At 43.7% G+C, this 19,041-nt stretch carries 19 protein-coding genes; 6 read left to right on the forward strand and 13 right to left on the reverse strand.

Annotation, left to right across the window (positions count from 1 at the left end; all coding sequences use genetic code 11):
* Positions 1-82: 82 nt before the first annotated feature.
* Both EXT47_RS14010 and EXT47_RS14015 read left to right on the forward strand, forming a co-directional pair.
* Positions 83-976 carry a LysR family transcriptional regulator gene (locus EXT47_RS14010; RefSeq protein WP_130126864.1) on the forward strand — a complete coding sequence of 298 codons (894 nt, stop codon included), beginning with the start codon at positions 83-85 and terminating at the stop codon, positions 974-976.
* A 163-nt stretch (positions 977-1,139) separates the two neighbouring features.
* Positions 1,140-2,759 (forward strand): DUF342 domain-containing protein, encoded by a 1,620-nt coding sequence (locus EXT47_RS14015; protein WP_130126865.1) that lies wholly within the window; start codon positions 1,140-1,142, stop codon positions 2,757-2,759.
* 13 nt (positions 2,760-2,772) lie between these two features.
* Here the strand turns inward: EXT47_RS14015 and mutM are convergent, their stop codons facing one another.
* Together mutM and EXT47_RS14025 are read right to left on the reverse strand one after the other, a co-directional pair.
* On the reverse strand, positions 2,773-3,582 hold the full coding sequence (gene mutM, locus EXT47_RS14020; protein ID WP_039494310.1) for a bifunctional DNA-formamidopyrimidine glycosylase/DNA-(apurinic or apyrimidinic site) lyase: 810 nt from the start codon (positions 3,580-3,582) through the stop codon (positions 2,773-2,775).
* Positions 3,583-3,613: 31 nt separating this feature from the next.
* Entirely contained in the window at positions 3,614-4,099 is a 486-nt protein-coding gene (locus EXT47_RS14025; protein WP_039494308.1) for a hypothetical protein, read from the reverse strand.
* 207 nt (positions 4,100-4,306) lie between these two features.
* Between EXT47_RS14025 and EXT47_RS14030 the strand changes: the two genes are divergently transcribed.
* Together EXT47_RS14030 and EXT47_RS14035 are read left to right on the forward strand one after the other, a co-directional pair.
* A complete protein-coding gene (locus tag EXT47_RS14030) occupies positions 4,307-5,230 on the forward strand; it encodes a manganese-dependent inorganic pyrophosphatase (protein ID WP_010605724.1) in 924 nt (307 codons plus the stop codon).
* 35 nt (positions 5,231-5,265) lie between these two features.
* The gene (locus EXT47_RS14035; RefSeq protein ID WP_039494305.1) at positions 5,266-5,955 is read left to right on the forward strand and encodes a helix-turn-helix transcriptional regulator; all 690 of its coding nucleotides are present in this window, start codon (positions 5,266-5,268) and stop codon (positions 5,953-5,955) included.
* On the opposite strand, the gene EXT47_RS14040 is transcribed toward EXT47_RS14035, so the two are convergent.
* On the reverse strand, positions 5,952-6,350 hold the full coding sequence (locus EXT47_RS14040) for a hypothetical protein (RefSeq protein WP_039494303.1): 399 nt from the start codon (positions 6,348-6,350) through the stop codon (positions 5,952-5,954). The two genes, EXT47_RS14035 and EXT47_RS14040, sit on opposite strands and share 4 nt — an antisense overlap.
* A 237-nt stretch (positions 6,351-6,587) precedes the next feature.
* On the opposite strand from EXT47_RS14040, the gene EXT47_RS14045 reads away from it, so the two are divergent.
* Positions 6,588-7,289, forward strand: a complete 702-nt coding sequence (locus EXT47_RS14045; protein ID WP_130126866.1) for a transglutaminase family protein — start codon at positions 6,588-6,590, stop codon at positions 7,287-7,289.
* A gap of 57 nt (positions 7,290-7,346) precedes the next feature.
* Here the strand turns inward: EXT47_RS14045 and EXT47_RS14050 are convergent, their stop codons facing one another.
* Both EXT47_RS14050 and panP read right to left on the reverse strand, forming a co-directional pair.
* Complete coding sequence (locus tag EXT47_RS14050) at positions 7,347-8,390, reverse strand: sensor domain-containing diguanylate cyclase (protein ID WP_130126867.1); 1,044 nt, start codon at positions 8,388-8,390, stop codon at positions 7,347-7,349.
* Between the two features lie 211 nt (positions 8,391-8,601).
* Entirely contained in the window at positions 8,602-10,230 is a 1,629-nt protein-coding gene (gene panP / locus EXT47_RS14055) for a pyridoxal-dependent aspartate 1-decarboxylase PanP (RefSeq protein WP_039494295.1), read from the reverse strand.
* Positions 10,231-10,698: 468 nt separating this feature from the next.
* On the opposite strand from panP, the gene EXT47_RS14060 reads away from it, so the two are divergent.
* On the forward strand, positions 10,699-12,621 hold the full coding sequence (locus EXT47_RS14060) for an EAL domain-containing protein (RefSeq protein ID WP_069020869.1): 1,923 nt from the start codon (positions 10,699-10,701) through the stop codon (positions 12,619-12,621).
* A 43-nt stretch (positions 12,622-12,664) separates the two neighbouring features.
* On the opposite strand, the gene EXT47_RS14065 is transcribed toward EXT47_RS14060, so the two are convergent.
* The 8 genes from EXT47_RS14065 to EXT47_RS14100 form a co-directional block, all read right to left on the reverse strand.
* Positions 12,665-13,330 (reverse strand): tRNA (guanosine(46)-N(7))-methyltransferase TrmB, encoded by a 666-nt coding sequence (locus EXT47_RS14065; protein ID WP_130126868.1) that lies wholly within the window; start codon positions 13,328-13,330, stop codon positions 12,665-12,667.
* A 93-nt stretch (positions 13,331-13,423) separates the two neighbouring features.
* Complete coding sequence (locus EXT47_RS14070; RefSeq protein WP_039494290.1) at positions 13,424-14,191, reverse strand: ABC transporter permease; 768 nt, start codon at positions 14,189-14,191, stop codon at positions 13,424-13,426.
* 2 nt (positions 14,192-14,193) lie between these two features.
* A complete protein-coding gene (locus EXT47_RS14075) occupies positions 14,194-15,114 on the reverse strand; it encodes an ABC transporter ATP-binding protein (protein ID WP_130126869.1) in 921 nt (306 codons plus the stop codon).
* A gap of 6 nt (positions 15,115-15,120) precedes the next feature.
* A complete protein-coding gene (locus tag EXT47_RS14080) occupies positions 15,121-15,744 on the reverse strand; it encodes a flavin prenyltransferase UbiX (protein WP_130126870.1) in 624 nt (207 codons plus the stop codon).
* Positions 15,745-15,749: 5 nt separating this feature from the next.
* Complete coding sequence (mpl, locus tag EXT47_RS14085; RefSeq protein ID WP_130126871.1) at positions 15,750-17,093, reverse strand: UDP-N-acetylmuramate:L-alanyl-gamma-D-glutamyl-meso-diaminopimelate ligase; 1,344 nt, start codon at positions 17,091-17,093, stop codon at positions 15,750-15,752.
* A 314-nt stretch (positions 17,094-17,407) separates the two neighbouring features.
* A complete protein-coding gene (locus EXT47_RS14090; RefSeq protein WP_039494281.1) occupies positions 17,408-18,181 on the reverse strand; it encodes a CsgG/HfaB family protein in 774 nt (257 codons plus the stop codon).
* Entirely contained in the window at positions 18,182-18,631 is a 450-nt protein-coding gene (locus tag EXT47_RS14095) for a curli assembly protein CsgF (RefSeq protein ID WP_039494278.1), read from the reverse strand.
* 1 nt (position 18,632) lies between these two features.
* A complete protein-coding gene (locus tag EXT47_RS14100; protein WP_010368511.1) occupies positions 18,633-19,022 on the reverse strand; it encodes a CsgE family curli-type amyloid fiber assembly protein in 390 nt (129 codons plus the stop codon).
* Between the last annotated feature and the right edge of the window lie 19 nt (positions 19,023-19,041).

The following is a 19,041-nucleotide window of genomic DNA, read 5'->3' on the forward strand; positions in this document are numbered from 1 at the left end:
GAATTAGGTCATTATTCCAACCTTTTTAATTTAATAAAAATAGATATAATTTAACTATTCGTTCTGTTTTACTTATATATAGATGAGCCGACTTAATTATCACCACCTTTACTACTTTTGGCAGGTTGCTAAGCTCGGAAACCTGACTCAAGCAGCTAAAGAATTACATGTTTCGCAATCTGCGCTCTCTGCGCAAATCAAACAGTTGGAACACAATGTCGGGGTATCACTATTTGAGCGCGTAGGCCGCAGCCTAATGCTGACCGTTCAGGGGAAAAAGGTGCTGAGCTATGCCGATGATATTTTTACCACGGGGCAAGAGCTCGAAGCCTTGCTAAGCAAAGGCGTACAGTCAACCACCCACGTGACTATTGGGGTGTTGACCACTCTGTCACGTAACTTTGTAGAGGCTTTTATTAGTCCTTTGATGCGGCGCAGCGATGTGCAATTTAAGTTAAAGTCAGGCAGTATTTCTGAGCTACTCAACGGCTTAACCAATTATGAGCTGGACTTAGTGCTTACCAACCGAACAATAAACCTAGATACTTCAGACCCCTATTGGCAGTGCCAACTGGTTGCCAAGCAACCTCTGGCGATCATTGGTCCGCCAGCGCTCAAGCCAAGCACGCCATTTCCACAAGGCTTTGAAAAAACACGCTGGATCTTGCCACCTGCCAACTCAGATTTACGCACCGCATTTAATGCTCTGTGCGCTCAGTATCAGTATTTCCCCAACATTTTGGCAGAGGTCGACGATATGGCGATGATGCGACTACTGGCACGAGACAGTGGCGCGGTGGCTGTTTTACCAGCCGTAGTAGTAAAAGACGAAATAGCCCAAGGGGTGCTACAGCAGTATCAGGAACTACCTAATATTTATGAGTATTTTTATGCGATTTCAACACAGAAAAAGGTTGTTCCTGAAGCGATTAAAATCCTGCTGCAAGAAGCGCATGATAAGCCCGCACATTTTTAAGCGCGCTGATTTTATTCATCTGAAAGTATTAGAAAATCACGATTTATTTCTGTTTTTTAACTTAACCCATATTAACGTAAGAAAATTGGCCTAAGCACTTGACCAATTGATGTTTATTTAGCAAGCTGAAACTATAGGATAAAAATTCGACGAGGCAGTTATCGTGTTCAAGCTTGCGCACAATGGCAATATCTTAATGGATGTGAAGTCTGCTTCACCACCAAGTGCTGCGTTTGTGATTGAAGCCCTTGAAAAGTCGCAATTTGCCGACTGCGAAATTGATCACGACTCGATTAATGCCTTTTTCCAAAGCGACTTCCCCGAGAGCCAAATTGTCGTAGCTAAACAACATGATGCCGAGTTTGAAGTCACCTTAAGTGACGATAAAATGCAGGCCTTTGGGCAACTTAAAACGGCTCGCGGTGGTAAAGCGGTATCATTAGAAGAAGCGAAAAAAGCCATTGTGAAAGCGGGCGTCAGCCGCGGTTATAAGCAAGCTTACCTAGAAAATATCCTGCGCAAACAATTTGAACTTCCACCTGGTGAAGAAGCATCTGGATTAATCGCCCAAGGCCGACCACCACAAGACGGCCAGTCAGCAAAATTACTGCCGCATGTACAAACTTTAAAAGAGAGACTCAAGCAACCTAGAATGCGTGAAGATGGCACCGTGGACATGCGTGATTTTGGTAAGCTTGCAAGCGTTGCACCGGGTGATTTATTGGTGACTCAAAAGCCCGCAACACCAGGTAAAGAAGGCTTTACGGTTAGCGGTGAAAGTATTGAAGCAAAGCCCGGCGAATCGTTCCAGCTTATGGCGGGTGAAGGCACCGAGATCAACCCCAACAACCCACTAGAGCTTATCGCAACTATCGCAGGTTGCCCCTCAGATATCGCCAACGGTATGCGCGTGGATGATGTATTTACGATTGCCGATGTCACAGTAAAAAGTGGTCATGTCGACTTTAATGGCAGCGTTGTGGTCACCCATAATGTGGAACCGGGTATGCACGTAACCGCACAAGGCGATATCACAGTGCTCGGCACGGTAGAATCTGGAGAACTTATCGCAGGTGGTCATATTGAAGTGCGAGGTGGCGTGATTGGCCATGTCGACCATCAAAATAATGAACAAGGTTTAACTTGCAAACTTATCGCCAAAGGCAATGTTGAGATTGCCCATGGACAATATACTTACCTTGAAGGCGATAACATTATTATCAATAAGCAAAGCAACCACTGCGATATTAAAGCGCAAAAGCTGATACAAGTTGGCACTGGCGATCATCCAAATGGCAAGTTGATAGGTGGCTCAATTATCGATGCACAAATGGTAGTTGCGGGAGAGATTGGCAGTGAGTCTGGCGCTAAGATGATGATTTATCTGGCACGCAAAGGCCTTAAAATCACCCAAGAAACCGATACCCTATTCAAAGAAGTTGCCGCCACCAATGATGCCCTAGATCAACTACAGCAAGCGATTGAAAAAGCAGAGTTAGTTAAAGACGCCGCTAAAAAGCAACAACTCAAAACTAAAATTGGTGCGACACAGATGCACTACTGTCAACAAGCCGAACACCTTGAGCAAAAGCTCAGCCAGCTTGATCACGACTTACACGATCTACTCGAGAACACGAAACTTGCAGCAAACAAAGCGCTTCATTCTGGGGTTGAAATCCATATCTTTGACCGCGTGTATAAAACAACCCGCAGTTACCCCCCTTGCTCCGCAACGCTGCAAGAAAACCAAGTTAAGATAGACTTTAAAACCGCAGGCTCCTAACCAGCACTTTGCTCTAGCGCTGACATTTAGAGCAATACACTGTACTGCGTTGCCCTAAACGTATTTCTTTTAATGGCGTTTCGCAGCTTACACAAGGCTCACCTTTACGACCATACACCAGCAATTCTTGGGCAAAATAACCCGGTTTACCATCACTTTGAGCAAAGTCTTTGAGTGTCGTTCCCCCTTGTTTGATAGCTGCACTCAAGGTTTCCTTGATGATCGGTGTCAGTAATTGGTAGCGTTTAAGTGAAATTTTACCTGCTTCTTTTTTGGGATGGATCCCTGCTTTAAACAAAGATTCATTGGCATAAATATTACCCACACCAACCACCACATGATTATCCATAACAAATTGTTTAATCGGCTGCTTTTTGCCTCTGCTTTTTTCAAATAAGTACTCTGCAGTAAAAAGCTCGGTCAATGGCTCAGGACCCAGCTTTTCAAAAACGCTATGATCTTCGCCTGCACCTTGCCATAAAAAAGCGCCAAAGCGACGCGGGTCGTTCAATCTGAGCGACTTACCTGAGGCCAGAATGATCTCCACATGATCATGCTTTTTTAGTGGCTCTTTGCTATCAACAACACGTAAGTTTCCTGACATCCCCAAATGCAAAATCGCAGTGCCATGCTTGGATTCGATAAGCAAATATTTTGCCCGTCGCTTAACCGCAAGCACCTTCTCACCTTCAAGCAATTGTACTTCCTCTGGAACAGGCCATCTCAGCTTACCATTGTGTACTTTTACGCTTTGGATAATATGTTGCTCTAAATACGGTTGAATGCCTAAACGGCTCACTTCGACTTCTGGTAACTCAGGCATAATTCACTCTATTACTGTGTGGTTTGTGGTATTACAATTCTATCGGTAGAAATAATGCTTTGGCTTGCACGCTATCAAGCTCAAACCAACGCTGTTGTTGTTTATCAAATAATACAAAGCCATTATCGCTAGGATACAGCTGATAGCTAAGCGGAAGCTCTTGGGTTGCTAGCCAAAACTGCGCTGCGCTCAGCGCTGGCTCCAACTGCTTTGGCGTCTCAACAACCAATAGCTGTAAACTTTGCCACTTGGCAACAAGCGCACGTAAGGCATCTTCACTAAAGCTCTGGTTTGAGCCTTGCGGTAACTCTATACGCCAGCTCGTGCCAATGCGTTCAATTTTATAGCCAGGAAATGCCACAGTTAAGACAAAGCTTTGCTCTGGTAGCACAGCTTGTATCTTTGCTTTGTCGTCACTGGGATTCAATTTATAGTGGAGGCCGTTGAGAAAAAAGATCATCAGTAACATGGAAAAGATCACCACGTTATTCCACGCCTTACGGCTCATTTGAATCATACCCATCTCCTAAGCGTTTGAACGGTTAGTGTATAATACTAATTTACATTTATACATGCTCAATTAGCCCTTTCTCAACGAGGTTATTTCGCCTAGTTCAACAATCTGTCGTTACCGCACCCTATCTACGCCAAATTGCGCATTTACACTATTTAAATGACAAGTTATTTTGCTAGAATGTGGGCAAAATTTTAAGGAGTTCCGTCAATGGCAATGTATGTAGTGGGTCATAAGATCCCTGATTCAGATTCAATCTGCGGTGCAATCGCACTTGCTTATTTAAAAAACCAAATTGGTGAAGAAGCAATCCCAACGCGTTTGGGTGAAGTCTCACCGGAGACTCAGTTTATTCTTGACCGTTTTGGTTTTGAAGCACCAGAGCTTAAGATGAGCTATGCTGGCGAAGATGTGTATATCGTTGACCACACTGAAAAAACGCAAGCACCAGACGACATCGATAAAGCAACTGTGGTTGGCGTAGTTGATCACCACAAACTAGGCGACCTTACGACTTCAACACCACTTGAGTGTTGGATCCGCCCAGTTGGCTGTAGTAACACGATCATTAAAATGATGTACGACTTCTACGATGTAGAAATCCCAGCAAACATTGCTGGTATCATGATGTGTGCAATCCTAAGCGACACAGTCATCTTCAAATCACCAACTTGTACCACTGCGGATATCAAATGTGTTGAAGCACTTGCAAAAATCGCGGGTGTTGATGATGCTAAAGAGCTTGGCATGGAAATGTTCAAGGTGAAATCAGCAGTTGAAGGCACACCAATTCGTGACCTAGTCATGCGTGATTTCAAAGACTTTAACATGAATGGCAACCTTGTTGGTATTGGCCAGCTTGAAGTGGTTGATCTTGCTGTATTTGATAAGATCAAAGATGAGCTACATGCCGATATCGCAAAATTAAAAGAAGAAGGTAATCGCCACAGTGTGATGCTACTACTTACTGATATCATGAAAGAAGGCTCACAAATGCTGATCGCTTCTGATGATGAAGCGATCATCGCAAAAGCATACGACGTTGAGCCTGAAGCAAGCAAAGTATGGTTGGACGGCGTACTGAGCCGTAAAAAGCAAGTTGTACCACCATTGCAAGACGCATTCGCTGGTTAATACTGCTCGCCGAGACGAAAGTCTCGGCTGTTTTTATGCTGCACCTCACTCCGGGTATATTCGCCTCATTTGTCAAAGACTTGAATGCCGCGTGCCATTCACACCACCTTATTCAAATCAACCTACCCTTGAGCGACTGTGTCGCGAAAATCGGTGACAAGACGCTATCTGGCCCAAGCGTAATTGCTAGTGGCGTAGAACATAGCTTAAAAATGACCTTAGGCTGGGTGATATTAGTCGAGCCAAAAAGCTTGTATGGCAAGCAGCTACAAGGCAACAGCTGCTCAGCAATCAAGATAAATACTGCACCAAATAGCAATGCCAAGCTTGCCGAGTTAACAAGCATAGTGGGACTTATCGAACTCCCAACGACGGATTTAGACCCACGAATTGACCGTGTATTGGCGCAATTAGATGCGTGCTTTAACGCCCAAACTTGCCTTAAACCCAGTCACTTCAGCGCAAATACGATTGCCGAGTCACTTTATCTTTCACCAAGTCGCTTTTTACATCTTTTTACCGAGCAAGTGGGGATAGCGTGGCGACCTTATGTGCTGTGGCGCAGGCTGATCTGCTCAGTTGTCGCCATACAGCAAGGCAACAACCTTACACAAGCTGCCATGCTCGCGGGGTTTGCAGATAGCGCTCATTTAAGCCGTACGTTTAAACGGCAGTTTGGCATTACACCGACTGAGGCATTAAAAACGCAAAGCGCTATAAACTAAGCCGTTTGTTTATTACCTCGTTTATAAGCTTCACCAATCAACTTGACCATAGGTAGCGACGATATGGTTAATACGACGAGAAAAATAATCGAATGAACAATCATCTCATCGACCGTGTAGCCAATACGAAACTGAATAAATGCCTGGATTTGAATGTAAACATTGGCGGCAACAAATAGTGCTAATGATGCGCCCCAAAACCACACATCTGTAACAGGACGCTTGCCATAAGCAACGCAAAAAGCACCAAATACATTTAAGAGATCTGCGACCAATAACACAATCCCAGTAAACATGCTTGATTCTATTGCTAAATGATCCGGCAGCGTAAATGCATCATAGATTGAGGCAATAAACGTCAGTAGTAAGAAATAAAATAAGACTTTCCATTTCATGCGAGCGACCCTCCATAACCGTAAGATATGTTATCGCGGTCACTTGGTCGCTGCTTCCGTGCTTTCTCAATACATATCTTATCAACAATCTTTGTTGTTTTTCTCATAGGCTCCTTCCCTAAATACAAAATAAAAAAATCTAAATGTATACCCATTAACTAACCATGAACACAGCCAGTTTATTCAAGCTTAGTTGCCTAAGTTGTATCACACTGCTACCAAAATAGGAGCATAACCATGAAGCAATTTTTAGTAACTACCCCTTTAGTTGATTATCAACATTCAGAGATCCAAAGCTTAATAGCAGCAAAAGGTTGGCGGCAACTTGATGAAATCACGGCAGCGGAGCAAATCTATAACTTCGTTAAAGACGACATAGAGTTTGGTTATAGTGAGACAGATACACTAACTGCAAGCCAAGTGCTTAAGCAAGGCTATGGCCAGTGTAATACCAAAGGAACATTATTGGTTGCACTACTGAGGGCTTGTGATATTCCCACCCGAGTTCATGGATTCGAGATAGCCAACGATCTTAAACAAGGGTTAATTCCTACCCTACTGACATGGTTTTCCCCAAAAAGTATTATCCATAGTTGGGTTGAAGTTTATCTAGAGGAGCGCTGGATAGAGCTTGAAGGTTACATAATAGATGACGGCTACCTTAAGCAGGTTCAGCAACAGTTCTCGATGGCAAAAAACTTTACTGGGTTTGGCATTTCCACTTCCTGTTTACAGCAACCCGATAATCGCTTTTCGTTAAATGGTGCATATATTCAAAAGCAAAGTATTACAAGCGATTTAGGGCTTTATACGAGTCCTGATGCGCTTTATCAGCAACACAAAAATCTAACTGGCATTAAGCAATGGCTCTATGCACACTGCTTTAGACATTGGATAAACCAAAGGGTAAAGCGCGTCAGAGCCGGACACTTCAACTAACTTGAGCGTGCAATAGCAAATTGGCTGCGCTTGTGGTTGGTGTATTCAACGCCACCTCTATTGCGCGGGGATCACGCAGTTGCGGCCTGCAGCTTTGGCTTGATATACCGCGTGATCAACGGCTTTTAACGAATGACCAAAAGGTAAATTGGTATTGACTTCAGCAACCCCAAAGCTTGATGTAATGGTGATCTCCCCTGATGGCGTAGAGATAACCGATTGCTCTATTTCTTGTCGTAGGCGCTCGGCAATCACCATCGCTGAATTTACCGGTGTGTTAGGTAACAGCACAATAAACTCTTCTCCCCCTAAGCGACACATACAGTCTTCTAACCTTAAGGTATTTACACAGATCTCGGCAAAGCTTTTTAACACTAAATCACCGGTTTCATGGCCATGGTTATCGTTGATTTTTTTAAAGTGATCTATGTCTAGCATCATCATACTAAATGGATGATCAAAGCGGGCATGACGACTGATCTCACGTTTTGCGTTATCCATTAAAAAGCGTCGATTACTCAACCCAGTGAGTGGATCTTTAAACGCCATGTCAGTGAGTTGCAGCTGTAACTGCCATAACTCTTTAACCAGTAATCGGCGACTGCAGCAGTCCGCAATCATCTCTGCAAACGCGATTTCATCTTTGTGCCACGTACGTACGCCATTATTCCCCTCACAGCACACCACTCCGTGAGGAATACCATTTTTAAAGATCACCGTATCTAACATGGTCATTATGTGGTTTGGGGTTAAATAACACTCTTGAAATTCAGACGTTCTGGGATCGGCAGCAGCGTCGTTCGCATCTATCGATTGACCACTGTTGATTGCTGAAAAATAAGCGGGAAAGTTTTCATACGTTAAGGCAGGCAATTGCACAGGTAACTCGTCACCCTGCCAGTCTGTATTAGCAACATTGATAAGCTCAGAAGGTTTGTCAAGATCGTCAAACAACCAAACAGACACCCGAGTGACGTCTAAGGTAAGCTTACCTTCATCTAGTAAATCAATCAGGAAGCTTTGAAATGTTCCCGATACATCAAGCTCTTGCGAACTGAGCCGCCTAAGCCTCTGAGTGACATTGCTAAAGTTCTTCAACATAATACGAAGATTTTATTCTTTTCTGCTAGCATAACGCGCCATAATTTTTAAGCATAGTCTTAAATACTAGAATTAACCTATGTTTTGGAATATTTTCACACGATTATGTAAGAAATAAGAATATAAGTAGAGCAATCCGTAAAGGAAGTAATGCTAAAAGGTAATAAACCTGAGTTTATTAAAGTGGCACGAGGCCACTTTATTCATTGGATTATTTAATATATTTTGCGAGGTATTTTTTAAATACCGGATCTGACATTGCCAATTGTCGTTGCTCATCCATGATTTCTTTAAGCAAAGACTCCGATGTCAGAGGGTTGGCCAAAACCACTCGGAATACCACCGTAGGTTGGCGGTCATATTGCTCTGGCGTTAAGCGTGTTCGAGAAACAAAAGAGCGACCTGCTTCACGCTGACGCTTTTGCATGCTCGCAGTAAAACGGTTAAGTGCGGCATAAATCTCTATCTTTTCTTGTTCATCCGCTTGTGCAATTGCCGCTTTTATTTGCTCAGGCACATAGCGATAAGTCAGCAAACATAGCTCAGGTTCAGAGATCAGCTCAAAATCAGGGGTTTGTTTAATGAGTTCAGCAAAATACCGCGCCTTTTCAATCCCTTTATCAATGAGCATCTCATAGCCTTGACGACCAATCACACGCAGGCATGCGTGCACTAACATCGCCATACCAGGACGACTCCCCTCTAAAGTATGACTACCCAGATCTTTTGAGCCTTTCCGTAAGATGTATTCGGCGTGATGTTCAATTGCATCAGATGCTGCAGGGTCTTTAAATAGCACCATACCCGCCCCCATAGGCACATACATTTGTTTGTGCGCATCTATGGTTATTGAATCTGCTCGCTCCACCCCTTTAAGAAGGTGGCGATTGTTATTCGATAGTAGTGTTGCTCCACCCCAAGCGGCGTCGACATGAAAGTGACAATTCAGCTCTTCGGCTAAGTCAGCCATCTCTTCTAACGGGTCAATATTACCTGTTTCGGTTGTCCCTGCAACACCAACTAAAGCCAGTACTTTAATCCCTTGCGCTTCAAGCTCATGAGCTTTAGTTCGCATGGCTTCAACATCAACCTTATTGTTGCCAGCTGTTTTGATTGAAATGAAGTTATCGCGGCCAATACCTAACACATCAGCGGCCTTACCTAGCGAATAATGGCCTCTTTCAGAAACCAATACCGCTAAGCCTCGGTAGCCATAATGTAGCATCGCGGCCACAATACCCGATGCGCCAATGCCTTTAAATTCACCATCCGCTTTTAATAAGCGGTTTCTTGCTATCCAAAGCGCGGTTATATTGGCAATTGTGCCACCAGAACAAAAAGCACCAAGAGACGTTTTTGCGCTGTGCATCCACTTATCGTAGAAAGCATCATCGCTACCGTAAACCAAATGATGCATCATTCCCAACACTTGACGTTCAAGTGGAGTAAAGGCTTTTGACGTTTCAATTTTGACTAGGTTTTGATTGAGTCCCACCATCAGCTTCGACAGAGGCAACACGAAATGCGGTAAAGCTGAAGTCATATGGCCAATAAAGCTTGGGGCTGCGGTATGTACCGAGTGAGCAACTAATTGCTCCATGATATCTTGCGCATAGTCGGAGACAAACATCGGCACTTCGGGGATCACTGCCGACTGAAAGTCTTTTTCAACTTCGTGCAGTGGCTTTTCGATTGCCGCAATATTCTCATTTAAAAAGCCAGCCAAATTGCTCGAGATTTCTTGCTCGATTCTGCTTAAAGTTGAATCAGGCGCCTCAGGCACGGTAAATATACGCATTAAGCTTTCTTCAGACGCAACGGCGCAACGCTTTGGACCCATCAATACTACCTAAACATCAAACGGTGCAGTAGCCTATCTACCCATTTTAGAAATTGAGTAAATACAAATTGCACAAGAGATTGTGATACATGAAATGGCTAACTTTACTGTAAAGAAAGGGAATTGTCTTCTATTGTCTAGTTAAAATTCATGAAACATTGACAATTTTATGAAAACCCAACGAAAGTTCAGTGAAAAATCCACCAGTATCTTGACGTTTCTATTTTACATTCTCGTCAAAAATAAGGTATAAAATGGGGACATAAACCCAGCAAAACGGTATATTGCCGATTTGCTCGCAACAATGCATTTTATTGATCATTGGAGAAAAAGTTTTTTGCTTTATTTCTTCTCAAGACGTCAATTTATGTTGTATTGTTTATATTATGTAACAAAGCAGCCACCACGCTTACGCCAGTTAGGCATTTTATCGTTGTTAGATAACGATATTGTGGATAAAGGATTATCATGAATACTCGGAGTATCGCTCAACCGCTCAAAGCTAAATCTAGGCAGCCTACAGCAAAAGCAACTCAGTTTTTAGGGCTCACAGGTTACACTTCCCGACTCCCAGTTGCTTGGCTCGTTTTAGCCTCTTTTATCTTTTTAGCTGCCCTATCGATTTATGTTATCGCCAACTATTATGATACGCGCCGCGATATCATGGCAAGGATCGACGCCCAGCTAATCAATGCTGCCACCAGCGCCAACGTCATTGTAGGTAAAAAATATCACGAGTCACCAGAGCAAATAACCCCTGCCGAATTTAAGCAAAAAAGTCATGCCCTCACCGAGCTTGCCCGTGCTCTAAATGTTGAATACGTCTATACCATGGTGCTTAAGCCACCTTACGTGCACTTTACTGCGTCCAGTTACACTCGAGAAGACCTTAAACTCAACAGACTTACACGTTACCAAGACGTTTATTCTGAGGCCTCGATTACCCTAAAAAGCGCCTTTCATTCTACCGAACCTGTATTTGAAATAGCCAAAGACAAATGGGGTCACTTTAAAAGTGTGTTTATTCCTTTTGTGCTACCCGATGGCACTACTTATATAGCAGGTGCCGACTTAACCATTCACGATTTAGAAAGTCGGTTACAAGAAAGCGTGATGGATGCCGCCATTGACGCTAGCTTCTTTTTTGTGATGTTTTTGGTCGTCGTGAGCTTGTACTTTATGTACTACAAGAAGACTTTAACAACAGATAGTCGCACCGGATTTGGCAACCGAATCGCCCTTGAGCAAGCACTTAAATATTCTAAATCGCAACACCTATGCTTAAGCGTGGTGTGGGTTAAAGAGCTTGAGGATATCATTAGCTTCTATGGCACGGAAGTCGGCGATAACGTTATGGCAAAAGTCATGAGTTACTTTAGTGAGTTTACCCATCCATTTGAGGTTTATCGCCTTACTACGTCTAAAATTGCACTAGTTACCAGTATCGAAAACGGTGAGCATTATTTGGCGAACTTAACAGAGTCATTCCCTTGTGCAAAACCCATCTACGACGCGCCGCATTTATACGTTAATTTGTGTGCGGGTGTTGCTAAAGGCAATTGCGCGCTGTTACTTGAAAATGCTTTTCTCGCGCTACGTCAGGCTCAACAGCAAAATACCCAAGTGTGTTATTTTGATTCTCAGCTGCAACTGAATCCTCAACAACAATCAAAAAATCTCCACCTCACCCGTTTACTGCAAAGCGCGTGTGAATCAGACCGCATCATTCCTTTCTTTACGCCGCGTAAAGCTTGTCATGATCATGCTGACATTCAGTACCATTGCACGGCACGCGTCCTTAACGAGCGCGGCGCTATCATCGACGCCGAACATTTTTACCCAGTGATGAAGCAACCAAAACTCCGCGCTCAAATTAGCATGAAGCTACTTGAGTTATGCGTCACCCGTTTCCGTAAATCAAACCATGCTTGGAGCATGCAACTAAGCCATAGTGAAATCGCGGATGCGGAATATTTTGAATATATCAGCCAGATCCTACGCCGTTACCCACAACCACAGCTCATCACATTTGAGTTTAATGAAACGGATGTGCTCAAAAACTTTAGCGATATGAGCTTAATGATGCAGTCGTTAAAAGCAAAAGGAGCAAATGTTGCGGTAACGGGTGTGAATAGCGGTTTTCTTACCATCAACCGGATCTTAAAACTCCCACTGGACGCCATTTGTTTAGAAGCCAGTATTTGTGAAAACTTGGATGAAGATGAGATGCTGCTGAGCTCCATTGAATATCTTGCAAGTCATTGTAATGCAAAGCGGATCGATTTGATTGTACCCTGTGTTGCCACCAGCAAACAGGCAAAACAATTGGAAGCTGCTGGCGTTGCAAGATTAGAAGGGAGTTGGATAGGCAAAGCAAGCGGCCACCTTTAAGCCGCTTATATCAATTTGAAGTGTAGATCTGTAATAGGTTAAATTAAAGTGTTACGACTAAGCGGGTACTTGATTGACCACTTGCCCAATACTTACGTTCAAAGGGTGTAATAGCCTCATCACTTTCATAGGCTTCCACTTCAGCATCAACACCGCTAAGCGCCAAAGCCCTGGCAAACTCTTTTACATAGATATCCCAATTACTGCGCAGCTCCAACTTACCGCCTAGCTTCACGATAAACGGGAACACCGCGCTACCATGCCAGCGTCTTTGAATATGTTTAGCTTTCGGCCACGGATTAGGATACAGCAAATAGTGGTGAGTTGGCTGCCAATCGGCTTCCAGCGCTAATCGCCAAAAGTCATTGAGATCGGCTTGCACCAAAATATATTGGCCTTGTTCTGTTTGTTTATATTCAACATCGTGTTTATCTAGCCGATGCGCAGACTTGTCGATGCCAATTACCAACGCATCAGGGTGTCGCTTCGCCAAATTTGCAGTACTTTCACCAACACCACAACATGAGTCCAAAATAATCGGTCCATTAAAGGCCTGTACTCGTGCATTAACCTCATCGAAAGCACTTTGTGTATGTGCCGCAATGGGCTTTTTAAACTCAGCGGTTAGATGCTTATTAACGATTTCATCGAGCTTTTCGTGTAGCCCTTGTTGATTAGTGGTGATACTACGAGAGTTTGCTTCTGTCATAACCAGTCATTATTAAGGGGAATGGTAAGGATTTTACCTGAAATAACGCAAGAGCGCTGCAATTGATGACAGCGCTCATTCTTTATCCTGCGGTTAGTGTCTTAGTCCAACACCGCGTTTAATTAAGTACAGTGACAACCAAAATAGACCACATATAAATACACCTAATACCGTAAAGGCGACGCCAATATCAACGTCCGAAACACCTAAAAAGCCAAAACGGAAGGCATTTACCATATAGATGATTGGATTTACCTGCGACACACCTTGCCAAAACTCCGGTAGTAATGTGATTGAGTAAAATACACCACCTAGATAAGTCAGAGGTGTCAGCACAAAGGTCGGAATAATACTAATATCGTCGAAACTATTGGCAAATACCGCATTGATCAAACCGCCTAATGCAAACACGGCTGACGTTAAAATAACCGTAATAACGATAACCGCTAGATTGTGAATTTGAATATCCACAAAAAACAGACTGACGATAGTAACAATAAGCCCGACCAGCATACCTCGCGCCATACCACCGCCCATATAGCCAAGTACAATAATATAGTTAGGCACTGGTGCAACGAGCAGCTCTTCAATGCTCTTTTGAAACTTGGTGGAATAAAAACTCGAGGCTACATTAGAGTAGGAGTTGGTGATCACCGACATCATGATTAAGCCAGGTACAATAAACTCCATGTAGCTAAAGCCACCCATATCACCAATGCGCGAGCCGATTAAACTGCCAAATATCACAAAATAAAGTGTCATGGTGATCGCTGGGGGTACTAAGGTTTGCACCCAAATACGTAAAAACCGAATACACTCTTTTATCCAAATACTTTTTAACGCGACGCCATATTTCAACACAATTATGCCCCTCTCCCCTGCTCTAGTAAGCCAACAAACAACTCTTCCAAACGGTTAGCTTTGTTACGCATACTTAATACTTGATTACCTTGCTCTGTGAGTTGTGTGAATACCCCATTGAGCCCTTGCGACTTAGCTACTTCTACCTCAATAGTATGGTCATCGACGGTGGTAAATTGGTAACCATCGAGTGCCACAGGCTGTATGGGTGGCTTAAGATCAAGTACAAACGTTTCTTTGTCTAACTTAGCAAGTAATGCCTTGATGGTCGTGTGCTCAACAATCGTACCTTTATCGATAATCGCAATATTACGGCACAACAGCTCTGCCTCTTCTAAGTAATGCGTTGTGAGTATAATCGTTACGCCTTGCTTATTAATTTCACGCAAAAAGTCCCACATAGAACGGCGTAGTTCTATGTCCACACCAGCGGTAGGTTCATCCAAAATAAGAAGCTTAGGCTCATGCATCAATGCTCTTGCAATCATCAAGCGCCGTTTCATACCACCGGATAACGTGCGAGCTTGCTTGTCTTTTTTATCAAATAGTCCTAGTTGTTTGAGATACTTCTCGGCTCGCTGATGGGCAACGTCTCTTGGCACACCATAATAGCCCGCCTGAGTCACTAGAATTTGGTTAAGCGTCTCGAATTGGCTAAAGTTGAACTCCTGTGGTACTAAACCTAAGTTCGATTTAGCGTCTTCCAAATGAGTATCAATACTATGACCAAAAACCTCTACGCTGCCTTGGGTTTTATTTACCAGTGAGGCAATAACCCCTATTGTGGTAGATTTACCCGCTCCATTTGGACCAAGCAATGCGAAGAAGTCCCCTTCTTGAACTTCGAGATCAATGCCTTTTACGGCTTCGACGCCGTTACTATAAACTTTATTTAACCCTTTGATGTTCAGTGCTATTGTCATATTTTATTATTCTCCATAACCCCAGCGCTTAACTAAGGTATGCTCGATGTGTAGATGATCTAAAATACGGGCCACCATAAAGTCGACCAAATCGTCGATACTTTGTGGCTGATGATAAAAACCGGGCGCTGCCGGCATGATAGTCACCCCCAAGCGGCTAAGCTTGAGCATGTTTTCAAGGTGAATTGGACTAAAGGGCGTCTCGCGCGGCACTAATATTAATTGGCCACGTTCTTTGATCACCACATCGGCTGCACGCTCAAGCAAATTATCAGATGCCCCAAGCGCAATGGCTGACACGCTTCCTGCGCTACACGGACACACCACCATCTGCTTTGGTGCGGCCGAGCCAGATGCCACAGGGCTAAACCAGTTATCTTTACCAAATACCTGAATTTGCTTATCTTTAGCACAGAAAAGCGTCTGTAGTTGCTCCGTTGCTTTTTGTTCATTTCCTGAGAGTTTTAAATTAGATTCAGTATCCAACACCACTCTGGCTGCGCTCGAGATTAGCACGTAAACTTGATAGTTTAACGACACCAATACCTCGAGTAATCTCAGTCCGTAAGGGGCGCCCGACGCACCACTAAAGGCCAGCGTAATTGGCCCATTAAATGTTTGTTCTGACATAATGATTACTTTTTCAATGCAGTTAAAAGTTTGTCGTGGATGCCACCAAAACCACCATTACTCATGATCAGCACATGTTGGTTTGGTGCTTGATTTGTCACAACCTGTGCGACAATCTCATCTACGCTTGCAAAACACTGACGATCTGCGGCTTCGGCTTGTGCTTTAAGAGACCAAGATAAGCCATCTGGTTCGAATAGATACACTTCATCTGCAACATCAAGTGATTGCAATAAGGTTTCTTGATGAATGCCGAGCTTCATCGTATTTGAGCGCGGCTCTAAAATAGCAATGATAGATGCATCTCCCACTTTGGCTCTAAGCCCTGCTAGGGTCGTTGCTATTGCCGTGGGGTGATGCGCGAAGTCATCATAGACAGTAACGCCATTGACCTCCCCTTTGACTTCCATCCGGCGTTTGGGAGAAATAAATTGCCCTAGCGCTTCGATACTCACCTCGATTGGAATGCCCACATGTCTCGCCGCCGCAATCGCCATCATGGCATTTTTGACATTATGCAAACCAATCGCTTGCCAATTTACTTCGCCTTTTTCTTCGCCCTCAAATAATACCGTAAAGCGAGAGCCGTCAGCCTTGAGCAAGTTATACGACCATTCTTTACCAAGGGATTCCTGCTCGCTCCAAAAACCACGTTCAATGACGTTTTGTAGCGCAGTATCATCCGCTGGATATACTGCTTTACCTTGGCTGGGTAGCGTGCGAATTAAATGATGAAACTGGGTTTGAATGGCATTTAAATCTGGAAAAATATCAGCGTGATCATATTCAAGATTATTGAGTATTAACGTGCGAGGTAAATAATGAACAAACTTGCTGCGTTTATCGAAAAACGCCGTATCGTATTCATCGGCTTCGATAACAAAGAATGGCGTATCTGACGTGCGCGCCGACACACCAAAGTTTTGCACTATGCCACCGATCAAAAAACCTGGGCGTAATCCTGCGTATTCGAGTAACCACGCTAACATACTTGCAGTGGTCGTTTTGCCATGCGTACCGGCCACAGCTAACACCCATGACTGGCGTAAAACATGGTCTTTTAACCATTCAGGGCCTGAGGTATAACGCATACCTTTTTCTAAAACATATTCAACGCACGGATTACCACGGCTCATGGCATTGCCGATGATCACCACATCAGGCTCAACATCGATGAGTTGCTTAGGGTCGTACCCTTGAGTTAGTTCAATTCCGAGTGATTCAAGTTGTGTACTCATCGGCGGGTAAACATTGAGATCTGAACCTGTGACTTTGTGCCCCAATGATTGAGCGATGGCTGCGATCCCGCCCATAAAGGTACCGCAAATCCCTAAAATATGTACATGCATGATGTTAGCGTTCTTTATTATTTCATTGCCAATTAGATTAACATACTCAGCTTATTGGTGGCTGACTTTATTGTTGAATCTCATGCACCAGTATTATTCTTTATTTTAAAGTGGGTAGTATGGAGCACGTGCTCAAGGTTGTGTCGTGCTTAAAGATGTGTCGTGCTAAAGCACGACCTACGGTTGGTGGTGTGTGCCATATAAAAGGAAGCGTTGTGGTGAAGATGTGTCGCGCTAAAGCACGACCTACGGTTGGTGTGCGTGCCATATAAAAGGAAGCGTTGTGGTAAAGGTTTGTCGCGCTAAAGCGTGACCTACGATGCGGTAGCGGCCGACCACACGCCTTTTTCAATACCTTGTTGTACCATCAAAGTCAGCGCTTTTTCTATCGCTTGGGTTACACAAATGTGCATTGGCTCATTATCGCTAAAACCCGCTTCGGCTTCAGCCAAACGTTTATAACTTACATAGCGGAAAAACCCTGCCCGAACCTCCATGGATAGCACCTTTTTGCTACTCGCGACGGAGAGCAACACTTGCCCGGTACGAACATCAACTGCGCGCATATAAATGGAGATAACATCCTCACGGTAAAGCTCAGATGCACCTATGCCAAAATACTCCATCCCCAAACCACCTGTACGGATATTAGAGTCATAGCTGATGATCCCGCCTTCTAAAATGATCTTTGCAGTCATTAAAGGTGGCAAAGCGTTTGTGTCATTATCATCACTTGCTGCACGAATAATTTTGCGCTCAGTCAGCAAGTTTTGCAGTCCTTCACGTTCTACCGGAATAAACCAATCCGTTTCGTGTAATGCCTGCATTAAAATAGAGTTAGCGCCTTGAGTCACCGCTGTTGAAAATGAACTGACATTATCTTGTGGTTTGTATTGCCCTGTTTGGTCGCGAAATGAATAAACAGAGACAGGAATTCGCCCTTTAGGTGTAGGTAAATTTTTTAGTTCTGCAAAGGTTTCGGTGTCGGTCAACTCAATTGCTATACTTTGCGAGGGAGGCAACACGCGAGACATACTAGAACAACCGCCAAGCAGTAATAAAAATACCAATAAAATTACGCGGAGCATTTAATATCCTCCACCAGCCGATGAGGCAAATCTGGGTACCTCTAGAATGGTTTCTTCACCCGATGCCGTATTCGTGATCCTAACCGTGATGGTGTCGGGTGTACTGGTGATCACTTGAATTTGATAGTCGCCACTCATAAATGTCGCATCCTGATCAAATATACTGTCTTTGATGTCATCACCAAACGCAACATCCGTGATTTCTCTTACCAAACGGTTAAGATACGTACGCTCGAGTGATTCTTGAAACTTTTCGTCATAGGTTTTTTCTATGATTGGTGCTCTATGTTTATTTTGAGATTGTGCTTTACTCAGTAACATATTGGCATTTAACGGATTACCACCGAATGCAGGGTTAATTGGTTTATATACAAGCTCAGTCGCTGTCACATGAGCACTACCAAGTAGTATTAAACCAGCGAACATGATTGTTGTTTTTATTGTTGTCATTTTACCACCCGCTCGCTGCTAGATCTTCAGAGCCATTCTGTTGATATTGTTCTCGCGCCATCGCGTCCATAATGGTGAAAATAGCAGTTTCAACTCGTTCATCAACGGAGCCGCCCCTTCTTCCCATTGCTGTTGCGTACACTGCACGACTGTTCATTAAAACCTCTAACCGAGTGCCAGCTCTTGGCAAAACCGTTTCTTTAACCGTGATATTAATTCCAGAGGTGTTAGGAACATCTCTCCACAGCTGTGAAAATTGAAAGTAAAACTGGTGACCAAATCGGCTAATACTCTGATCCATCACTAAACCATCAATTTCTACATCTTCTTGTGCACTCAGTGAAAATGTAGAAACGAGCATAGCGCTCAAGAGTGTTATTATTCTTATCATTATTTGTTTACTCACGGCG

This window comes from Pseudoalteromonas sp. CO342X, assembly GCF_004208915.1.
GTDB classification, from domain to species: domain Bacteria; phylum Pseudomonadota; class Gammaproteobacteria; order Enterobacterales; family Alteromonadaceae; genus Pseudoalteromonas; species Pseudoalteromonas maricaloris.